The 15,489-nt window shown below is 69.1% G+C and carries 12 protein-coding genes; 6 read left to right on the forward strand and 6 right to left on the reverse strand.

Features of this window, described 5'->3' with window-relative positions; genetic code table 11:
• Positions 1–16 precede the first annotated feature (16 nt).
• Positions 17–901, forward strand: a complete 885-nt coding sequence (locus HHX41_RS13935; protein ID WP_259400918.1) for a LysR family transcriptional regulator — start codon at positions 17–19, stop codon at positions 899–901.
• Positions 902–943: 42 nt separating this feature from the next.
• Here the strand turns inward: HHX41_RS13935 and HHX41_RS13940 are convergent, their stop codons facing one another.
• Together HHX41_RS13940 and HHX41_RS13945 are read right to left on the reverse strand one after the other, a co-directional pair.
• The gene (locus HHX41_RS13940; protein WP_182906278.1) at positions 944–1,858 is read right to left on the reverse strand and encodes an alpha/beta fold hydrolase; all 915 of its coding nucleotides are present in this window, start codon (positions 1,856–1,858) and stop codon (positions 944–946) included.
• A 466-nt stretch (positions 1,859–2,324) separates the two neighbouring features.
• On the reverse strand, positions 2,325–3,296 hold the full coding sequence (locus HHX41_RS13945; protein WP_182906279.1) for a hypothetical protein: 972 nt from the start codon (positions 3,294–3,296) through the stop codon (positions 2,325–2,327).
• A gap of 675 nt (positions 3,297–3,971) precedes the next feature.
• Here HHX41_RS13945 and HHX41_RS13950 point away from each other — a divergent pair.
• Both HHX41_RS13950 and HHX41_RS13955 read left to right on the forward strand, forming a co-directional pair.
• Positions 3,972–5,300 (forward strand): hypothetical protein, encoded by a 1,329-nt coding sequence (locus HHX41_RS13950; RefSeq protein WP_182906280.1) that lies wholly within the window; start codon positions 3,972–3,974, stop codon positions 5,298–5,300.
• A gap of 586 nt (positions 5,301–5,886) precedes the next feature.
• Entirely contained in the window at positions 5,887–7,374 is a 1,488-nt protein-coding gene (locus tag HHX41_RS13955; protein ID WP_182906281.1) for a PQQ-binding-like beta-propeller repeat protein, read from the forward strand.
• A gap of 91 nt (positions 7,375–7,465) precedes the next feature.
• Here the strand turns inward: HHX41_RS13955 and HHX41_RS40525 are convergent, their stop codons facing one another.
• Genes HHX41_RS40525 through HHX41_RS13970 form a run of 3 tightly spaced genes read right to left on the reverse strand, consistent with a single transcriptional unit; the run spans position 7,466 to position 11,108 of the window.
• Positions 7,466–9,691 carry a CotH kinase family protein gene (locus HHX41_RS40525; RefSeq protein WP_310741980.1) on the reverse strand — a complete coding sequence of 742 codons (2,226 nt, stop codon included), beginning with the start codon at positions 9,689–9,691 and terminating at the stop codon, positions 7,466–7,468.
• The gene (locus tag HHX41_RS13965) at positions 9,682–10,506 is read right to left on the reverse strand and encodes a polyphosphate polymerase domain-containing protein (protein WP_182906282.1); all 825 of its coding nucleotides are present in this window, start codon (positions 10,504–10,506) and stop codon (positions 9,682–9,684) included. Before HHX41_RS13965 ends, HHX41_RS40525 begins: the two co-directional genes overlap by 10 nt.
• Entirely contained in the window at positions 10,503–11,108 is a 606-nt protein-coding gene (locus HHX41_RS13970; RefSeq protein WP_310741981.1) for a DUF4956 domain-containing protein, read from the reverse strand. The genes HHX41_RS13965 and HHX41_RS13970 overlap by 4 nt, the downstream gene beginning before the upstream one ends.
• Before the next feature lie 648 nt (positions 11,109–11,756).
• On the opposite strand from HHX41_RS13970, the gene HHX41_RS13975 reads away from it, so the two are divergent.
• Both HHX41_RS13975 and HHX41_RS13980 read left to right on the forward strand, forming a co-directional pair.
• Entirely contained in the window at positions 11,757–13,217 is a 1,461-nt protein-coding gene (locus tag HHX41_RS13975; protein ID WP_182906283.1) for a M14 family zinc carboxypeptidase, read from the forward strand.
• 146 nt (positions 13,218–13,363) lie between these two features.
• Entirely contained in the window at positions 13,364–14,254 is an 891-nt protein-coding gene (locus HHX41_RS13980; protein ID WP_182906284.1) for a MurR/RpiR family transcriptional regulator, read from the forward strand.
• On the opposite strand, the gene HHX41_RS13985 is transcribed toward HHX41_RS13980, so the two are convergent.
• Positions 14,233–14,550 (reverse strand): helix-turn-helix transcriptional regulator, encoded by a 318-nt coding sequence (locus HHX41_RS13985; RefSeq protein WP_169983037.1) that lies wholly within the window; start codon positions 14,548–14,550, stop codon positions 14,233–14,235. The two genes, HHX41_RS13980 and HHX41_RS13985, sit on opposite strands and share 22 nt — an antisense overlap.
• 89 nt (positions 14,551–14,639) lie before the next feature.
• Between HHX41_RS13985 and HHX41_RS13990 the strand changes: the two genes are divergently transcribed.
• Positions 14,640–15,473 carry a zinc-dependent alcohol dehydrogenase family protein gene (locus tag HHX41_RS13990; RefSeq protein ID WP_182906285.1) on the forward strand — a complete coding sequence of 278 codons (834 nt, stop codon included), beginning with the start codon at positions 14,640–14,642 and terminating at the stop codon, positions 15,471–15,473.
• The last annotated feature ends 16 nt before the right edge of the window (positions 15,474–15,489 follow it).

Below are 15,489 nucleotides of genomic sequence, written 5' to 3' on the forward strand. Positions count from 1 at the left end.
CACCACAGGATCCGGGTTGGATCGGTTGACGACGGTCAACCTCAACCTGCTGGTGCCCCTCCTCGCGATGCTGGAGGAGCGCTCGGTCACCAGGGCCGCCGAGCGCGTCGGTATCTCCCAGTCGGCGATGAGCCACGCCCTGGCGCGCATGCGACGCCTCTTCGGCGACGACCTCCTCGTCCGGCAGGGGAACAACGTCGCGCTGACCCCGCGTGCGATGGAGCTGATCGCGCCGTTGCGGGCGACGCTCCAACAGGCCGCGGATGTGGTCAACTTCCCCGGCTTCGATCCCGCGACGGATCGCCGTGTCATCACCGTCGCGATGACGACCAGCACGGCCTTCGTCCTCGGGGCGCGGCTGGGGCGGCTCGTGGCCGAGCGGGCGCCGAACGCGACGCTCCGCCTGCGCACGTTCACCGTGCCGACCGAGTCCACCTTCACGGAGCGGGGTGTCGACGTCGTCCTGATCTCCGAGGCGATCGCGGCGCCGTACCCGCGCGAGCGCCTGTACGACGACCGCTGCGTGGTGGTGGCCTCGCCGGACACGCCACCGGAGGCGAGCGCGCTCGACCTGCTGACCACGCAGCCGCACATCGTCGTGGACACCGAGCGGAGGGTCTTCCCGTATCCGGTGCTCCATGAGAAGGGCGTCACCTACCGCGTCGGCCAGTTGATCTCCGACTTCCTGCTCGTCCCGTACCTGGTCGGACGCGCCGGCGGGGTTGCCCTCCTGCGCTACCGGGTCGCCTCCGAGATGCGGACGCTCGTCGAGCTGCGGATCGAGGAGTTCCCCTTCCCCCTCCCCGGGCTGGGCATCGACATGGTCTGGAACCCGCATCTGAGCGACCACTACTTCATCGCCTGGCTGCGCCAGCTCCTGTTCGACGCGGCGAGGGCGTGACGGGCACGAACCGGCCGCTGATCCCGGACCCGACCGGGCCGGTCACTCACCATGTGCTTGACGCGCGGCCTGCGCGGTGACGCGTTCGATGGCCTTGACGGCGACATCGGGCTGGTCGACGTAGATGTAGTGGCCGCTGTTCGTGGCCGTGGTCAGTTCGCTGCCGCTGGACAACGCGAGCCACTTGCGCTGGCCCGCGGCCCACGCCTGCTCCAGACGCGGCCCGTACTTGGGGACGGCCGCGAGGTACCGTGTCCCGTGCTGGATCACCTCCACCGGGATGCTCCCGGCGGAACGGACCTTGCCGTCGGGGACGACGAGCTTCTCCGGGTTCTCGCCCTGGAATACCGCGAGGTTCTGTGCGCGCAACTCGGCCGCCGGGCCCGTGGCGGATTCGGGGATCGCCTTCGCGATGTCGTTCGCCATGGTGGGTGGGGTGGCGTCCATCAGGACCAGCCCCTTGACCCTGTCCTGGTGGTCGGGGGCGTACCTGGCGGCGATCAGCCCGCCCAGCGAGTGTCCGGCCAGGACGACCGGGCCCTCACCGGCGACGCGGTCGAGCACCCCGGTCAGGATCTTGCCCGTGCTGGAGAAGCTCTGAGTGCCGTCCGGCTGGTCGCTCGCACCCGCGCCGAGCCGGTCGTAGGAACAGACCCGGTTCTGTTTGCTCAGCGTCTTCTGGATGTCAGCCAGTTTGTCCAGCCCATCGCCTGCCCCGTGCATCAGGATGATGACCGGCCTGCCCTTCTCCGGGTCGCCAGAACAGGACACGTTCACCGACCGCCCCGCGACATCGATCTTCTCGGTCCCGGAGATCGGGGTGGCATCGGGTGTCCGCGTGGCCGAGGCGAGGGGGTCCCAGTTCTCCAACGCGTCGCCGTCGCAGCCGGCGACCCCTACGCCGAGCACGGTGCAGCACAGCGCCGCCACAACGGATGTCCTGATTCTGCGGAGCATGAGGTCCTCCAGTGAGGGAGTCGACGACGAAGTGATGCGCACGGCGGTGCAGCGGGAAAGCGACGGAGCGCCGTGGCCGCGTCGTAACGCTACGGATCGGACGGTCCGGAATCGTCACCGCAGAGTGGACATTCGCCGGTAGCTCGTACGGGGGACACATGCCATCTGCCGAAGCACTCGCTGGAACAGGTCTCCGCGGGATGTTCGCTATGAGCGGGTCGAGACGAGGTTGAGCAGCCTGATCGAGCTGATCGAGCTGATCGAGCTGTTCCGGGTCGAGACGGCCGGTCATGGGTGCCAGGGCGCGCCGGATGTCGTCCTCCACCCGCTTGGCCCGTTCGAGCCCGGCCGGGTTATGTGCACATCGACGACCCGGCCGTCATCGGGGTTCTTGCCGCGAGTCAGGAGCCCCCGCACGCAGCGCATCGCCGACGGGATCCGCCTGATGGGGGTGGGGGACGCGGTCTCAGCCCGCAATGAGCTTCTTCAGCAGGTCGTAGGCTGTATTGACTGCCACTCCCTCCACGAGTTTCGATCCGGCTGCGAGCAGATACGGTGTCAGAGACAGCGTCGGCTCGGCGAAGGCATACACCTCTCCCGGGGCCAGGGCGCGTAATGCGGCCGGGTCCGTATCGTCCCGCCAATCGCTCAGCGTCTCGACCACTTCGCCCAGGCTGTGACTGATATACCGGCTGTTGGAATCCAGCAGTCGAACGCCCTTGAGGGAGAGCCAGTCGTACTTAGTCCTGGTGCCGCCGGGATACGCCATCACGCTTACCAGGTCGGCGGTGCCCGAGAAATGCCAGGGTGGTCGCTTCGCGGGTGCGTGCGGCGATATCAGAGCCGCCTTGTGCTCGCTTTCCACATGCTCGCGTAGTTCATTGAAGCCCCGGGCGTCGAACCTCCACCTGTTCAGGATCGGCACTGCCTCGTATCCTGCGATGTACAGGTCCCAGCGCAATCCAGAACGGATGTCTATATATGCGTGATTGCGTCGGAGGTCTTTGTAGACGATGGATTTGGGCTGTGTGAACAGGATGCTGACGAGGGCGGAGTCCGCTGCTGATTTTTTGAAGCGCGCGGTCACGAGCTCGTCGAGTTCGGCCCATCCGTCCACATCGAACGGGCTGTACATGACAGGTTCGTAGGAAGCCAGAATCCGCCGGTTCAAGTCGATCAATGCGGCGGCTGTCCCCGGGGCGACTTTGGACGGGTTTTTCCGCACGAGCTGCGCGAACGATTCGTCCTGCAAGGCCTGTCCGAGCGCTTTTCGGTAGTCGGGCTCGCGAAGCGGCGGGACGGGTAATAGTTCGACCTCGTCGAACTGCCGTTCCAGATGCTCTTCCACTAACCGTCGACCCTCGGGAGAGGCAACGAACTCCTCGAATGCGGCGACGTGATCCGGATAGTTCTCGGGGCTGTACGGTCGAGTGAACATGCTCATAGATTAAAAGGTTCACCGGGTGTGGCGAGCGGGATGCCGTGTACGTATGACTGGTGTGCGGTGCGCGTGAGTGTTGCGACCCGAACGGTGCGCCTGGGATGGTCCCTACTCCGCGCAGGTCGGACTTCTACCGCATGAGGTGCCCGGCGCACACCTTCCAGGCTCCGGCGCGCTCGCCCTCCTCGCCGCGCTCACCTGGTCGCTGCCGGGTGATGCGCCGCGTCGCTACATTCCGTCGTTGAGGTGCCCAGGGATGACCGGCAAATGGATCGTTCCATATATCGCCAGATGCGAACGCGCCGATTGGCGCGAATGGCAGTGGACTTCTGCGGATCGTCTGCGAGGGCACGGCATGTTCGGCTGATGGGTTAGAAATCCCCTGGTCAGACGCCATGTCGAAAGCATGCGTGGCGCGTTGGGGAAGCGCCCGTGAGCGCTTCTTGACCGCTGATACGATTTACGCCTTTCGGTAACTCTGATCATTACGGGGCAGAAGTGACAACGGGGCCCGGTTATCAGCAGCAGTATCCGCATCAGCCGCCGCAGTGGCAGTCTCCCCATTCCCCTCAGCCGCAATGGGGGTACGGCCCTCCGCCGCAGCAGTGGCACTCACCTCCTCCACCCCCTCCCCCTGGCCGTAAGACCGGGCTGTGGCTGACGCTCGGCGTCGTGTCTCTCGTTCTCGTCGTCGCGGTGGGTGCGGGGGTGGGCCTGGTCCTGAGGGGCGGGCGCTCCGGTGGCGACGCCACGGGTGACGGCGTCACCGACCCGAACACGGTCGTCGTGAAGGACGAGGAGATCACCAAGCTTGTCGAGGGGCACAGCAGGGCGCTGGCCTCGGGTGACGCGAAGGCCTTCACTTCGATCTTCGACCAGGAGAACGCCGCTCTGGTCCGCGGTCAGGCGAGGGTCTTCGCCAACCTGCGCAAGATGCCGTTGGCGGAGAAGTCCTACCAGGTGTTGCGCCGCCAGGGCCGGGCTGAGGACAGTTTCGGGCGGGGCGTGAAATTCACGCAGGACGTCGCGTTCGTCCACCGATTCACCGGCATCGACCTGCGTCCGGTCGCCGAGTGGTACCGCTGGACCATCGAGAAGGCGTCGCCGGACGCGCCTCTCGTCGTGACGAAGGTGACAGGCGCGCCGCCGACGATCAGCGGCGAGGCGTCGAAGACGATGTACTACCCCGGGCCGTGGGACATCTGGCCGGACATCGCGGTGGTCAAGGCGGGGAGCAACCTGGTCCTCGCCAGGCCGGAGGACGCCGCCCTCGCCCGGCGCGTCGCGCCGGCGGTCTCCGCCGCCGCCGCGGGCGACCTCGCCTTCTGGCGGAAGAACGGCGATCCGAACGCCGCCGTGCCGACCGGATTCGTGGTGGCGCTGGTCGAGGGACAGGCCCAGCTCGGCAGGCTGTTCCGTACGGCCAAGGCGGAGGAGGCGGGCATCTCGATCGGGATGCCGAGCTGGGGGGTCGGAGACGACACGGTGAGGGTCGGCGGCACCCGCGTCGTGATGGACACGACCACCGCGTTCTTCAAGGACGAACAGGGAATCAGGGAGATCTCCGAGCACGAGCTGGCGCACTCGCTGATCGCCGGACTCGACAGTGCGGAGTTCAGCTTCCTCGGCAGGTCGAAGTGGATCGTCGAGGGCTTCGCCGAGTACGTGGCCGGCCGCGGCCGGCCGATTACGGAGAACCGGCGATTCCCGGAGGGCCGCGCGTACCTGGAGGGACGGCTCGCCATGCCCTTCGAGGGCACGCTGCCGACCAACGCTGTCTGGGACTTCAAGGGGATGACGAACACCAACTACTTCATGGGGCATCTGGCCATGCGGTTCATCGCCGAGAAGTACGGCGAGCGGAAGCTGGTCGAGGGCGTGGTCGCGGCCTACCGGGCGCCGGGCGATGACAGCGAGGCCGCCATGTTCCAGGCACTCGGGGTGACGAAGGCGGGCTTCGAGCGGCAGTGGGCGGGCTACGTCCGCGCCCAGCTCGCGTGATCGGGGGAGAGGCATGACGGATCGGCACACCGGGGACCCGCACATCGGTTCCAACGCGCCCTCGCCGTACCCCAACGGACAGGAGCAGCCGCACCCGGGCCAGGGACAGCCGGGTGACGCAGGGGGATGGGGCCAGCAGGCGTACGGTCAGCCCGCGCCCGGTCAGTCGGCCTACGGCCAGCAGGCGTACGGTCAGCCCGAGTATGGGCAGCCTGCGCCAGGCCAAGCAGGGTATGGGCAGCAGGCGTACGGGCAGCCGGGTCAGGGCCAGCCGGGTCAGGGGCAGTGGGGAGCGCCCGCGTCACCGGGGCAGGCAGGGCCGGGCCCGCAGACCCCTCCTGCGTATGGCCCGCCCGGCCAGGCCACGACCTGGGGCCCGGGCACCCCCGGCGCCTCGGCACCCTACGGGCAACCGGGTCAGGGCCAGCCGGGCCAGGCATATCCGGGGCCGGGATATCCGGGGCCGGGTCAGTCAGTTCAAGGCCGGCCGGGCCAGGGGTATCCCGGCTCGCCGTACCCGCAGCCCTGGGAACAGCAGCAGCCGGGTCAGGCCGCTCCGGCCCCCGCTCCGCCCGGGCAGGGGCAGGTGCCCTGGTACCCGGATCAGCAGGGCTACGCCGGTCAGCAGGGCTACGCCGTTCAGCAGGGCTACGCCGGTCAGCAGGGGGGCTACCCAGGCCAGGGCTACCCAGGCCAGGGCTACCCTGGCCAGCAGGGCTACGCCGCTCCGGGACATCCCGCCCAGGGGCTCCCGCCACAGCAGCGGCCGCAGGCGCCCGGAGGCAGGGGCAGAACGCTGCTGTTCGTCGCGCTCGGGCTGGTGGTGCTGCTCGCGGTGGGCGCGGGAACCGCCTGGTTCGTCGCGGGCGGAGGTTCCGGCATCGGATCCGGCGGCGGTGGGAAGGAGTGGTCCGTCCCGCTCGCGAACGCCGACAGCATGGACTTCTCCCAGGGGCTCGCGTTCGCGAGCTGGCTCAGCGACACGACGGTGATGAGGGTGCAGCGGGACGGGGTGCTCGCCTACGAGCTGGCCTCGGGCAAGCGCGCCTGGGGCACGCCCTCGCCCGGTGACCAGCTCTGCGGCGCCACTCCCGACCCGACCAACGGCAAGGGCGCCGTGGCGTACGGAAGCGACCAGCTGTGCGACCACCTGGCCGGGATCGACACCACGACAGGGAAGATCACCTGGAAGGTCAAGATCCCGGCGGAGAAGTCCCGGCTGGCCAATCTGCTCGTCGTGCCTCAGATCATGAGCGCGGGCGACGTCGCCGTGGTGTACGCCAACCGCGTCCTGTCCGGCTACCGTCTGTCGGACGGCGGCAAGCAGTGGACCTACCAGTTGCCCGACGGCTGCCACATCAAGGACGTGAACGCGGCGGCGACCCGGGTGGCCCTGCTCCTCGACTGCGCCTTCCAGGGCTCGGGCGGCGTCGTGCAGGCGCTCGACCCGAAGACCGGCAAGGCCGGGTGGCAGTACAAGATGGGCGAGCTGCGCCTGATGAGCACGATGCTGTCGGCCGATCCGCTGATCGTCAGTCAGGAGGACGGTGACAAGAACACCTTCACCGTCCTCGACGGCCGGGGCGGCAAGGCGAGCGAGTTCACGACGGGCAAGGTGGACATGCTCGCGATGAACACGGTGGCGTTCGTGAACGGGATGTTCGAGCAGCGCCGCTATGCCGTGCACGGCGACCGTCTCTACCTCATGACCTTCCCGCAGAACGTGAAGGGCGCGGCGCGATCGAGCGACAAGGCGCTCGCCTTCGACCTCAAGACCGGCAGGCAGGTGTGGCAGTCGTCCGGCACCAAGCCCACGATGCTGACTCTCGTCCGCGCCGACGAGCACGGCCTGCTCGCCCTGGAAGTCGGGGACCGGCGCGATCTGCCTCCCCGGCTCGTGCGCCTGGACGCGGCCACCGGCAAGGCGGCGGAGGTGGCGGAGTTGCCGCAGAAGTACGGCACCGACGGGGAGGACGCACGGGTCTTCGAACGGAACGGCGCCGTCGTCATCGTGCCGTGGACCCCCGTCGCCGTGAAGCACGCCGTGATCTACGTCGGCACCGGGGAGAGCTGAACGCGCGACGTCCGAAGCGGCTGACGTGTCCCACGGGTGTGCCGAGGTCCCGTCCGGGCCGATGGCCGGACGGGACCTCGGAGTCCTCCCGTCAGGGGCTGGTGCAGGCGGCCGCCGGGGTGGCCGACGAACCGTTGCCGATGAAGCCGAAGGTCGTGCTCCCGTTGGCCGCGACCGAGCCGTTCCACGTCTCGTTGCGCACCGTCACGGCCGAGCCGGAGCCGGAGCTCAGGCCTCCCCAAAGCTGGGTGATGGTCTGCCCACCGGGCCAGGTCCACTTCACGGTCCAGCCGTTGATCGCCGCGTTGCCCGCGCGCACCGTGACCTCACCCTGGAACCCGCCGGCCCAGGAGTTCACCACCCGCATCGTCGCCGAGCACGCGCCGGTCGTCCCACCGGACGGCGAAGGGCTGGGCGACACGCTGGGCGAAGGGCTCGGCGACACGCTGGGCGAGGGGCTCGGCGACACGACGGGGGAGGGGCTCGGCGACACGACGGGGGAGGGGCTCGGCGACACGCTGGGGGAGGGGCTCGGTGAGGGACTCGGGCTGGGCGAGGTGACCGGGCCGCCCCATCCGGCCGTCGAGTCCAGCCACGCCGCGCGGCGCAGCGTCCAGTCGCGCAGGTACTGCACCTGCCCCTGCCAGGTGGACGCGGTCGGCGTGTTGAAGAAGCCGATGGTCCGCGTCGTGAGGTTCGGCCAGCGCTGGAAGTTGCGCTGCGCGGCGTTCGCCAGCGGCCCGGAGAGGGCATCGATCCTGCTCTGCAGAGCCGAGTCGGACAGCAGGCCGTGGCGCAGCGTCTGCCAGCGCGACTTGACCTGGTCGACGAAGGCGGGATCCCGCATGAGCTGGCTGAACCAGTCGTTGGCGACCGGCTGCCGGGTCTGCTGATACTGCCAGCCCGCGGCCTGGTCGTTCTGGAAGAACCCGCCCACGCCGAAGGTGAGGTCGTAGTCCCACAGCGGGCCCGCGAAGATCTTGGTGTCCCGGTCCTTGTAGAAGTACGCGCTGCGATAGTTGGCGTCCATGTTCCGGCTCAGCTCGTAGACGATGAGCTGGTCGACGAAGGAGTTCACGTCGATGTACGCCCGGTAGCCGGTGTTCGGGTCGGTGAAGTTCTGCGAGTGCAGCACGTTGTGGAATTCCTGGATGTGGCCCCGCAGCCATTCCTTCTGCTGCGGCTGCAGCGGCGAGGGGTCGGCCACCTCGAGGTAGGTCCAGCAGGTGGCCGCCGTCCCGGTGCACGGCAGCGTCGGCTCCTCCGCGGCCATCCATTCGAACTTCCAGATGTACCCGCCCGTGATCTTCGGCAGGCTCGTGTCGTCCTCGTCCAGCTTCTTCAGGTCGAGACGGTTCTTGCTGTTTTTGATCGTCTCGGTGAGCAGGTAGACGCCCATGTAGTCGTCGGCGCCCACCGGACCGGAGTCGCCGTTCACGTAGAGCTCCACGAACCGATACCGGGGAACCTTCAGCCCCATCTCCTTGCCGAGGTCGTAGACCAGGGCTTCACGGATCAGCGACTTGTCGGGGAACGGCCCGCGCAGCACCCAGTCGGAGTCGGCGGGCATCCCCAGCACCGGGTAGTCGGCGTCGTCGTTGTCGTTGTCCCAGAACTCGAGGCGGTATGGCGCCTTCTCGAAGCTGGCCGACGACTGTCCCCGCAGGTGGAAGCCGGCGCGGGTGGCGACCGCCGGAGCCGCGGCCAGCGACGTCGTCGCTCCGCCGCCCGGCTCGAAGATCATGGTGGTGGCGTCGAGGTACTCCCGGCCGGGCTTGCCCTTGCCGTACGAGTCGATCAGGACCACCGGCAGGTCGTGGGCCGTGGTGGTGTTGCGGGCGACGTACATGGCCGTGCCGGGTTTCCCGGACGCCGTGCCGCCGGCGAAGGCCTGCGCCCGCACCTGCGTGGTGCGGGTGAACTGCAACGGCTGGCCACCGTAGAGCGCCGACTGCGCGGTGGGCGGCGTTCCGTCGGTGGTGTAGCGGATCTGCGCGCCGCTGACCGCGGTGCTCAGCGACACCGACACCTGGCTCTGGAAGGTGCCGCTCGGCACGGAGAAGACGATGTCGCCGGTCAGGTCGTCCGCCGCGGTCGACACGGCGGTGGACACGGTGGCGGACACGGTGGCGGACGCGGTGGCGGACGCGGCGGCGACGCTCGCGACGCGTCCGGCCGGCCGGGCACCGGACGCCGTTTCGGCGCCGGCCGGCGACGGGTACGCGTTGAGCAGTCCCGCGAGGACCACGGCGGCGACCGCGGCCCTCGTGACGCGGCGGGCGGCGGCCGCGCCGGTGCTGCGGAGGGTCAGACGCACGATGCCTCCTGTTCGGGGAGGGGGGAGAGTGTGGGGCCGGCCGGCGACGCCGCGCCGTGGAAATGGCGGCGCAGCGTCCGCCGCCACGGCCCGTCGGGCAGGTCGGGGCGGAGAGCGGCGAGGCCGGTGGCGTACTTGGAGATGCGTGCGGGCCGCATGCCCGCACGCCACAGCATGCGGTCGACCAGCGTGGCGGCCGAGGCGGTCTTGGTCTCGACCACGGCCATGCCGGGCAGCCACAGCGTGGCGTCGCCGTGCCGCCAGGCCAGTGCGGTGTCGACGGTGACCCGGCTCGCGGTGTCCGGCAGCAGCAGGGTGGCGCGCCGGTACTCGGTCACCAGGATCGGGTCGAGTCGGCTTCCGGCGGCGGGACCGATCGACTCGCGGGCGAGCGCCTCGTCGACGAAGTCGCGCCCCGGGTCCACGGTGCCGCAGTCACCGGGGTGATAGGGCAGCCGGTGCTTGGTGATGCTTCCCCGCGCGCCGTTGATCTTGACCTCCAGCCAGCACTGGGCGGAGTCGAGATAGGTGCGGGTGCGCACCTTGAAACGCCGCCGCCTGCGCTGGGCCGCGCGGTGGTAGCTGACCAGCTGCGGGGTGTCGAAATACACCGACCGGTAGCGGAAGCTGCGTTCGCCGTCGATGTCCAGTATCTGGGCGTACGGCATGAGCCGTTCCAGCAGAAGGGGCAGGGACTCCGCCGGAACCAGATACTTGCGGTCCACCCGGGTCTGCAGCGCGGCCCGGTCGACGAGCTCGGCGAGCCCGACCGGGGCCAGCCGCGCCAGGGCCGGCCCGACGGGCGTCGGGGTCATCGACGTGCTCCGGCGTGTGAGGGTGCGCCGGATTCGGTGATCAGCGCGCGGTCGGTTCGTGCGTAGCGGACGTCGACCACGGTGGTCTCGTTGACCAGGTCGAGCCGCTGGACGGTGACGGCGTGCACCCGGGCGTCGAGCAGTTGTTCCAGGTGCGCGACGAGCGCGACGTGGTCGGTGAAGGCCGAATCGAGCACCAGGATCTGGTGCCGGTAGTGCCGGAACAGCCGCCGGTGGTCGCCGAGGAACATCACCACGAGGATGAGCGCCATCAGGCCGCCGCTGAGCCACACCGAGGTGGTGCTCAGGGCGCCGAGGATCCCCAGGGCGAGGGCGGAGAAGTAGTACGCGACCTCGTGCTGGTCGAGCTCGGTCGAGCGCAGGCGGATGATGGACAGCACGCCGAACAACGCCATCCCCAGCCCGAGCCCGGCACCCGTGTCGGTGGCGTTCAGTGCGCTCGCCACAGCGAGGACGCCGATGTTGACCCCGAGGAAGGACACGACCAGGTCGCGTCGGCGGTGCCGGGGGAAATAGAGCCCGAATACGAGCAACACCACTGCGCAGATGTCGATCGCGAACAGAACGAGCTGGGACAGCACGGTCGTTCCTCCTGATTCGCCGCCGGGACGGGCAGGGCGTCACCCGCTTCCTCGCAGGGGTCCGCGGAAGAGTTCGCGAAAGTTTCGTAAAAAGAAAGAAACTTTCGGGAACCCGTGCGGAACGATAGGTGAATCACGAGTGTCGCGTCAATGAACGTCTGGTACGCCGTCCTGCCAAAAACGGAACAACCTGCCTGGTCACCCTTGACAATAGGCATGTACGCCGTTGTTCACCCGGAGTGAAGGGTGATCCGGATCGGGGCGTATCCGGGTGAAACTTTCACTACGCCCGGGCCGGTCCGCACGGCGAATCGTGTGGCGACGGCCGGCCCCCGCGCGCCGGCCCGAGCCGCGGACGACGGCGTGCCCGAATCGCAAGCAGGGGTGGGTGCGGAGAGGCGGGGGCATCGGCGTGCTCTTCCCGCACCTCCGGCTTTCGTCTATGTGCGAGAAATCACTCGCGCTTTTTCGGTTGTGTGCGGAGAAGGCCGCCGATCAGTGGTTGACAGGTGAACATTCAAGCCGCAGACTTACTGAAAATTTGCAGTCAGCGGCTGTTCGGGGGGTGTCGCGTACTGCCGAAAGACGGCTCGGAGAAAAGGACGCTTTCGCGTTTCCCGCTCTTCCGTGGCTGAGAAAGGTTTCAGCATGTCTTCAGGAGGCACGTTCCCCTCCACTGCCTCTGCCGCCGGGAAACGCGTTCTCGCGCTGGCGTTGGGCGTCGGTTTTCTGGCAGGTCTCGCCGGTCCGGCCGCCGGCGCCAGTGCCGCCACCACGGCGGACTCCCCGGCGGTCGTCCAGCAGCAGGCGCCGAGCCTGCCCAGCGGGCGGACCACCTACCGGACCATCACCGACTACAACGACGAGATGCTCGCGCTCAGCGCCCGGCACCCCGGCCTCGTCAAGCACATCACGCTGCCGCACAAGACCCGGCAGGGCCGGGAGGTGTACGGCATCGAGGTCAGCCACGACGTCGACGCCGCCGACGGCAAGCCGGTCCTGTTCATGATGGGCGTTCACCACGGCAACGAGTGGCCCTCCGGGGAGCACACGCTGGAGTTCGCCTACGACCTGATCGGCAACGACGGCAAGGACCCCCGGGTCACCAATCTGCTCGACAAGGCGCGGGTCATCTTCGTCCCGGTCGTCAACGTCGACGGGTTCGTCATCAACCGGCGTACGAGCTGCGGCGTGTCCCCGACGTGCGCGAGCAGCGCCGGCGTCGACATCAACCGCAACTACCCCTTCGGCTGGGGCAGCAACGCCGGTTCCAACGCCACGACCCGTGGCCCGGGGCCCGGCTCCGAGCCCGAAGTGCAGAACGTCATGGACCTGACCAAGAACAACCAGGTCACGGTCCTGATCACGAACCACACCTCCGGCCACACGGTCCTTCGCCCGCCGCTGGAGAAGCGCGCGGGCGACACCCCGGACGAGGCCGTCTACGCCGCCCTCACCGACGCGATCACGGCCGAGAACGGCTACACCGGCATGAAGTCGGGCTTCGACTACGAGACGACCGGCGAGACCCCGGACTGGTCGTACTACGCGACCCGCGGCCTCGGGTTCACCTACGAGATCATGAAGACCCAGTCGACCAACAACACCTATCCCGAGGTGATCGAGGACTACACGGGCACCGGCCGCTACGAGGGCAAGTCGAACCGCGAGGCGTTCATGGTGGCCCTGGAGTACGCGGCCGATCCGGCCGGGCACTCCGTCATCACCGGCAAGGCGCCGAAGGGTGCGGTCCTGAAGGTCTCCAAGGACTTCGACCTGTGGACCGCGCCGATCAGGCAGGCGAACAACGTCGTCGACCCGCCCCAGAGGGTCCCCACCCACCTGGAGTCGACGCTGGTCGCCCCCACCAACGGCAAGTTCGCCTGGCACGTCAACCCGTCCGTACGGCCGGCCCCGGCCTACACCGAGACCGGCGTCGTCGCCACCGGGCCGGGCAACTTCATCAAGGAGAGCTGGACGCTGACCTGCGCCCGTCCGACGGGTGAGGTTCTCGAGACGGTGCACGTGACCGTCGACCGGGGCGAGCAGGTCGACGTGCGGCTGCAGGAGTGCAAGACGCGGTTCAACGGCAACGGCCCGAAGAGCTGACCGACACCACACAGCAGCAGCGAAGCCGGGCGGTCCCCACGGGGGCCGCCCGGTGGTGTTGCACCCGGCGGGCGCTTCGCGATTCATGAGTAGGCGGCCGGCCGGGGGGCGGGCCGCCACCCCACGAGGAAGGGAAGTGTTCCACGATGAGGCACGTCCCGGAGACCGGCCGGTCCCTCGCCGTGCTGGACGCCACCCGGATCGCCGCGAACCTGCGGGCGCTCTTCGACGGCCACCGGCTCTCGCCGTCGCAGCGCCGGATCGCGCGCTATCTACTGGACAACGCGCAGGAGGCCGTCTTCTTCACCAGCGCGGACCTCGCCGAGCGCGCCGGGGTCAGCCAGCCGTCGGTCACCCGCTTCGCCGCCGCGCTCGGATTCCGTGGGTTCCCCGAGTTCCGGGAGGCGCTGCGCATGTCCGTGTTCGGCGATCGGCCGCCGGACACGACGGGCGACCGCTTCAACGAGATCCAGGAGCTGGTCGACTCCGAGATCCGCGACCTGGAGCGGCTGCGTGACGGCCTGGCCGATGCCGGCCAGCTCCGGCGGGTGGCCGGACGGCTGGCCAGGTCGAGCCCCCTCCTGGTCATGGGCATGCGGATCTCCGCGCCGCTGGCGCATCTGTTCGGCTACCTCGCCGAGAAGGTGCTCTCGGACGTACGCGTGCTGGACGTGCCGGGCTCGGTCCTGGAGGACCGGCTGAGCAGGGCGGCCGAATCGGGTGCCGAGTGGGTGCTCGCCATCGGGCTGCCGCGCTATCCGCGTGAGCTGGCGCAGGGGCTCGTCTGGGCGCGGCGCGCCGGGCTGAAGGTCGCCCTCGTCACCGATCAGCCGGTGGGTCGCCTCGCCGAACTCGCGGACGAGGTCCTGCCGGCCCCGGTGAGCTCGGAATTCGCGTTCGACTCCCACGCCGGCCCGACGGTCCTGTGCACCGCGCTGCTGCACTGCATGCTGGACGTCCTCGCCGCCGAGGGGCAGACCCGGCTGGAGGCGTTCGACGACAGGGCCGCGGAGCGTCAGGTCTTCCTCACCGGCTGACCGTTGATCGCGTCGAGCAGACCGGGGAACGCCTCGTCCATGTCGGCGCGGCGCAGCGAGTTCATCCGTGAGGTTCCCACGTAGTACTGCCGGATCAGGCCGGCCTCGCGCAGCACAGTGAAGTGGTGCGTGGCGGTGGACTTGCTGACCGGGATGTCGAATCCCCCGCAGGGGATGTCCGTGCCGGAGGCGTCGAGCTGCGCGACGATGCTCCGGCGTACCGGGTCGACGAGGGCCTCCAGCACCTGCTGGAGGCCGAACTCCGACACCTCTGGGTGTGGGGGCGTACGTGCCATGGCGCCCATGGTACGACACCTGTCGAAGTTTGACAGTGATCGTACCTTCGCCGCACAGTGAACCGCGACCACCACGAGCGGAGGGCGACATGGCGAGGACTGTGCGGCTCGGCACCGAGGCCGCCGGTGTCGTGGAGGTGGCCGGCCCGGATGTGGCCGGGTTCGCGGAGGGCCGGACGGTCAGCGTCCTGCCGGGCTTCTTCTCGCAGAACGACTACGGCGTGTACGCCGAGCGGGCGATCGTGCCGGCGTCCGCGCTGCTGTCCCGCCCCGACGGGGTGGACGCGGTGTCCGGCGCGGCGGTGTGGATGCCCTACCTCACGGCTTACGGCGCGATGGTGGAGGTGGCCGGGATTCGAGCGGGCGACGTGGTGATGATCACCGCGGCGTCCAGCAGCGTCGGCCTGGCCGCGATCCACACGGCCGTCCGCGCCGGCGCCACGCCGATCGCCGTCACCCGCACCCGCGCCAAGAGACGTCGGCTGATCGAAGAGGGCGCCGCCGAGGTCGTCGTCTCCGACGAGGAGGACGTCGCGGGACGCGTGCTGGAGCTGACCGAGGGCAGGGGCGCCGGACACGTCTTCGACGCCGTCGCCGGACCTGGAGTGACGGAGCTCGCCCGGGCCGTCGCCCCCGGCGGGACGTTGCTCCTGTGGGGTGCGCAGAGCGGGCAGCCGACGCCCTACCCGGGATTCGACCTGGGCATGCCCGCGCTGAACATGCGCACGTACACGGTCCTGGAGACCACCAAGGACCCCGAGCGACTGCGCCGCGCCGTCGCCTTCGTGGCCTCGGGCCTGCGTACGGGTGCCTTCCGCCCGGTGGTGGATCGCCTGTTCTCGCTGGAGGAGGTCGTACGGGCTCACCGCCACATGGAGTCCGGCACCCAGATCGGCAAGATCGTCCTCACCGTGGACCACTGAGCCCTGATTCCGTGGC

Origin of the sequence: Microbispora sp. H13382 (assembly GCF_014161445.1) — a bacterium.
In the GTDB taxonomy this organism is placed as follows: Bacteria; Actinomycetota; Actinomycetes; order Streptosporangiales; family Streptosporangiaceae; genus Microbispora.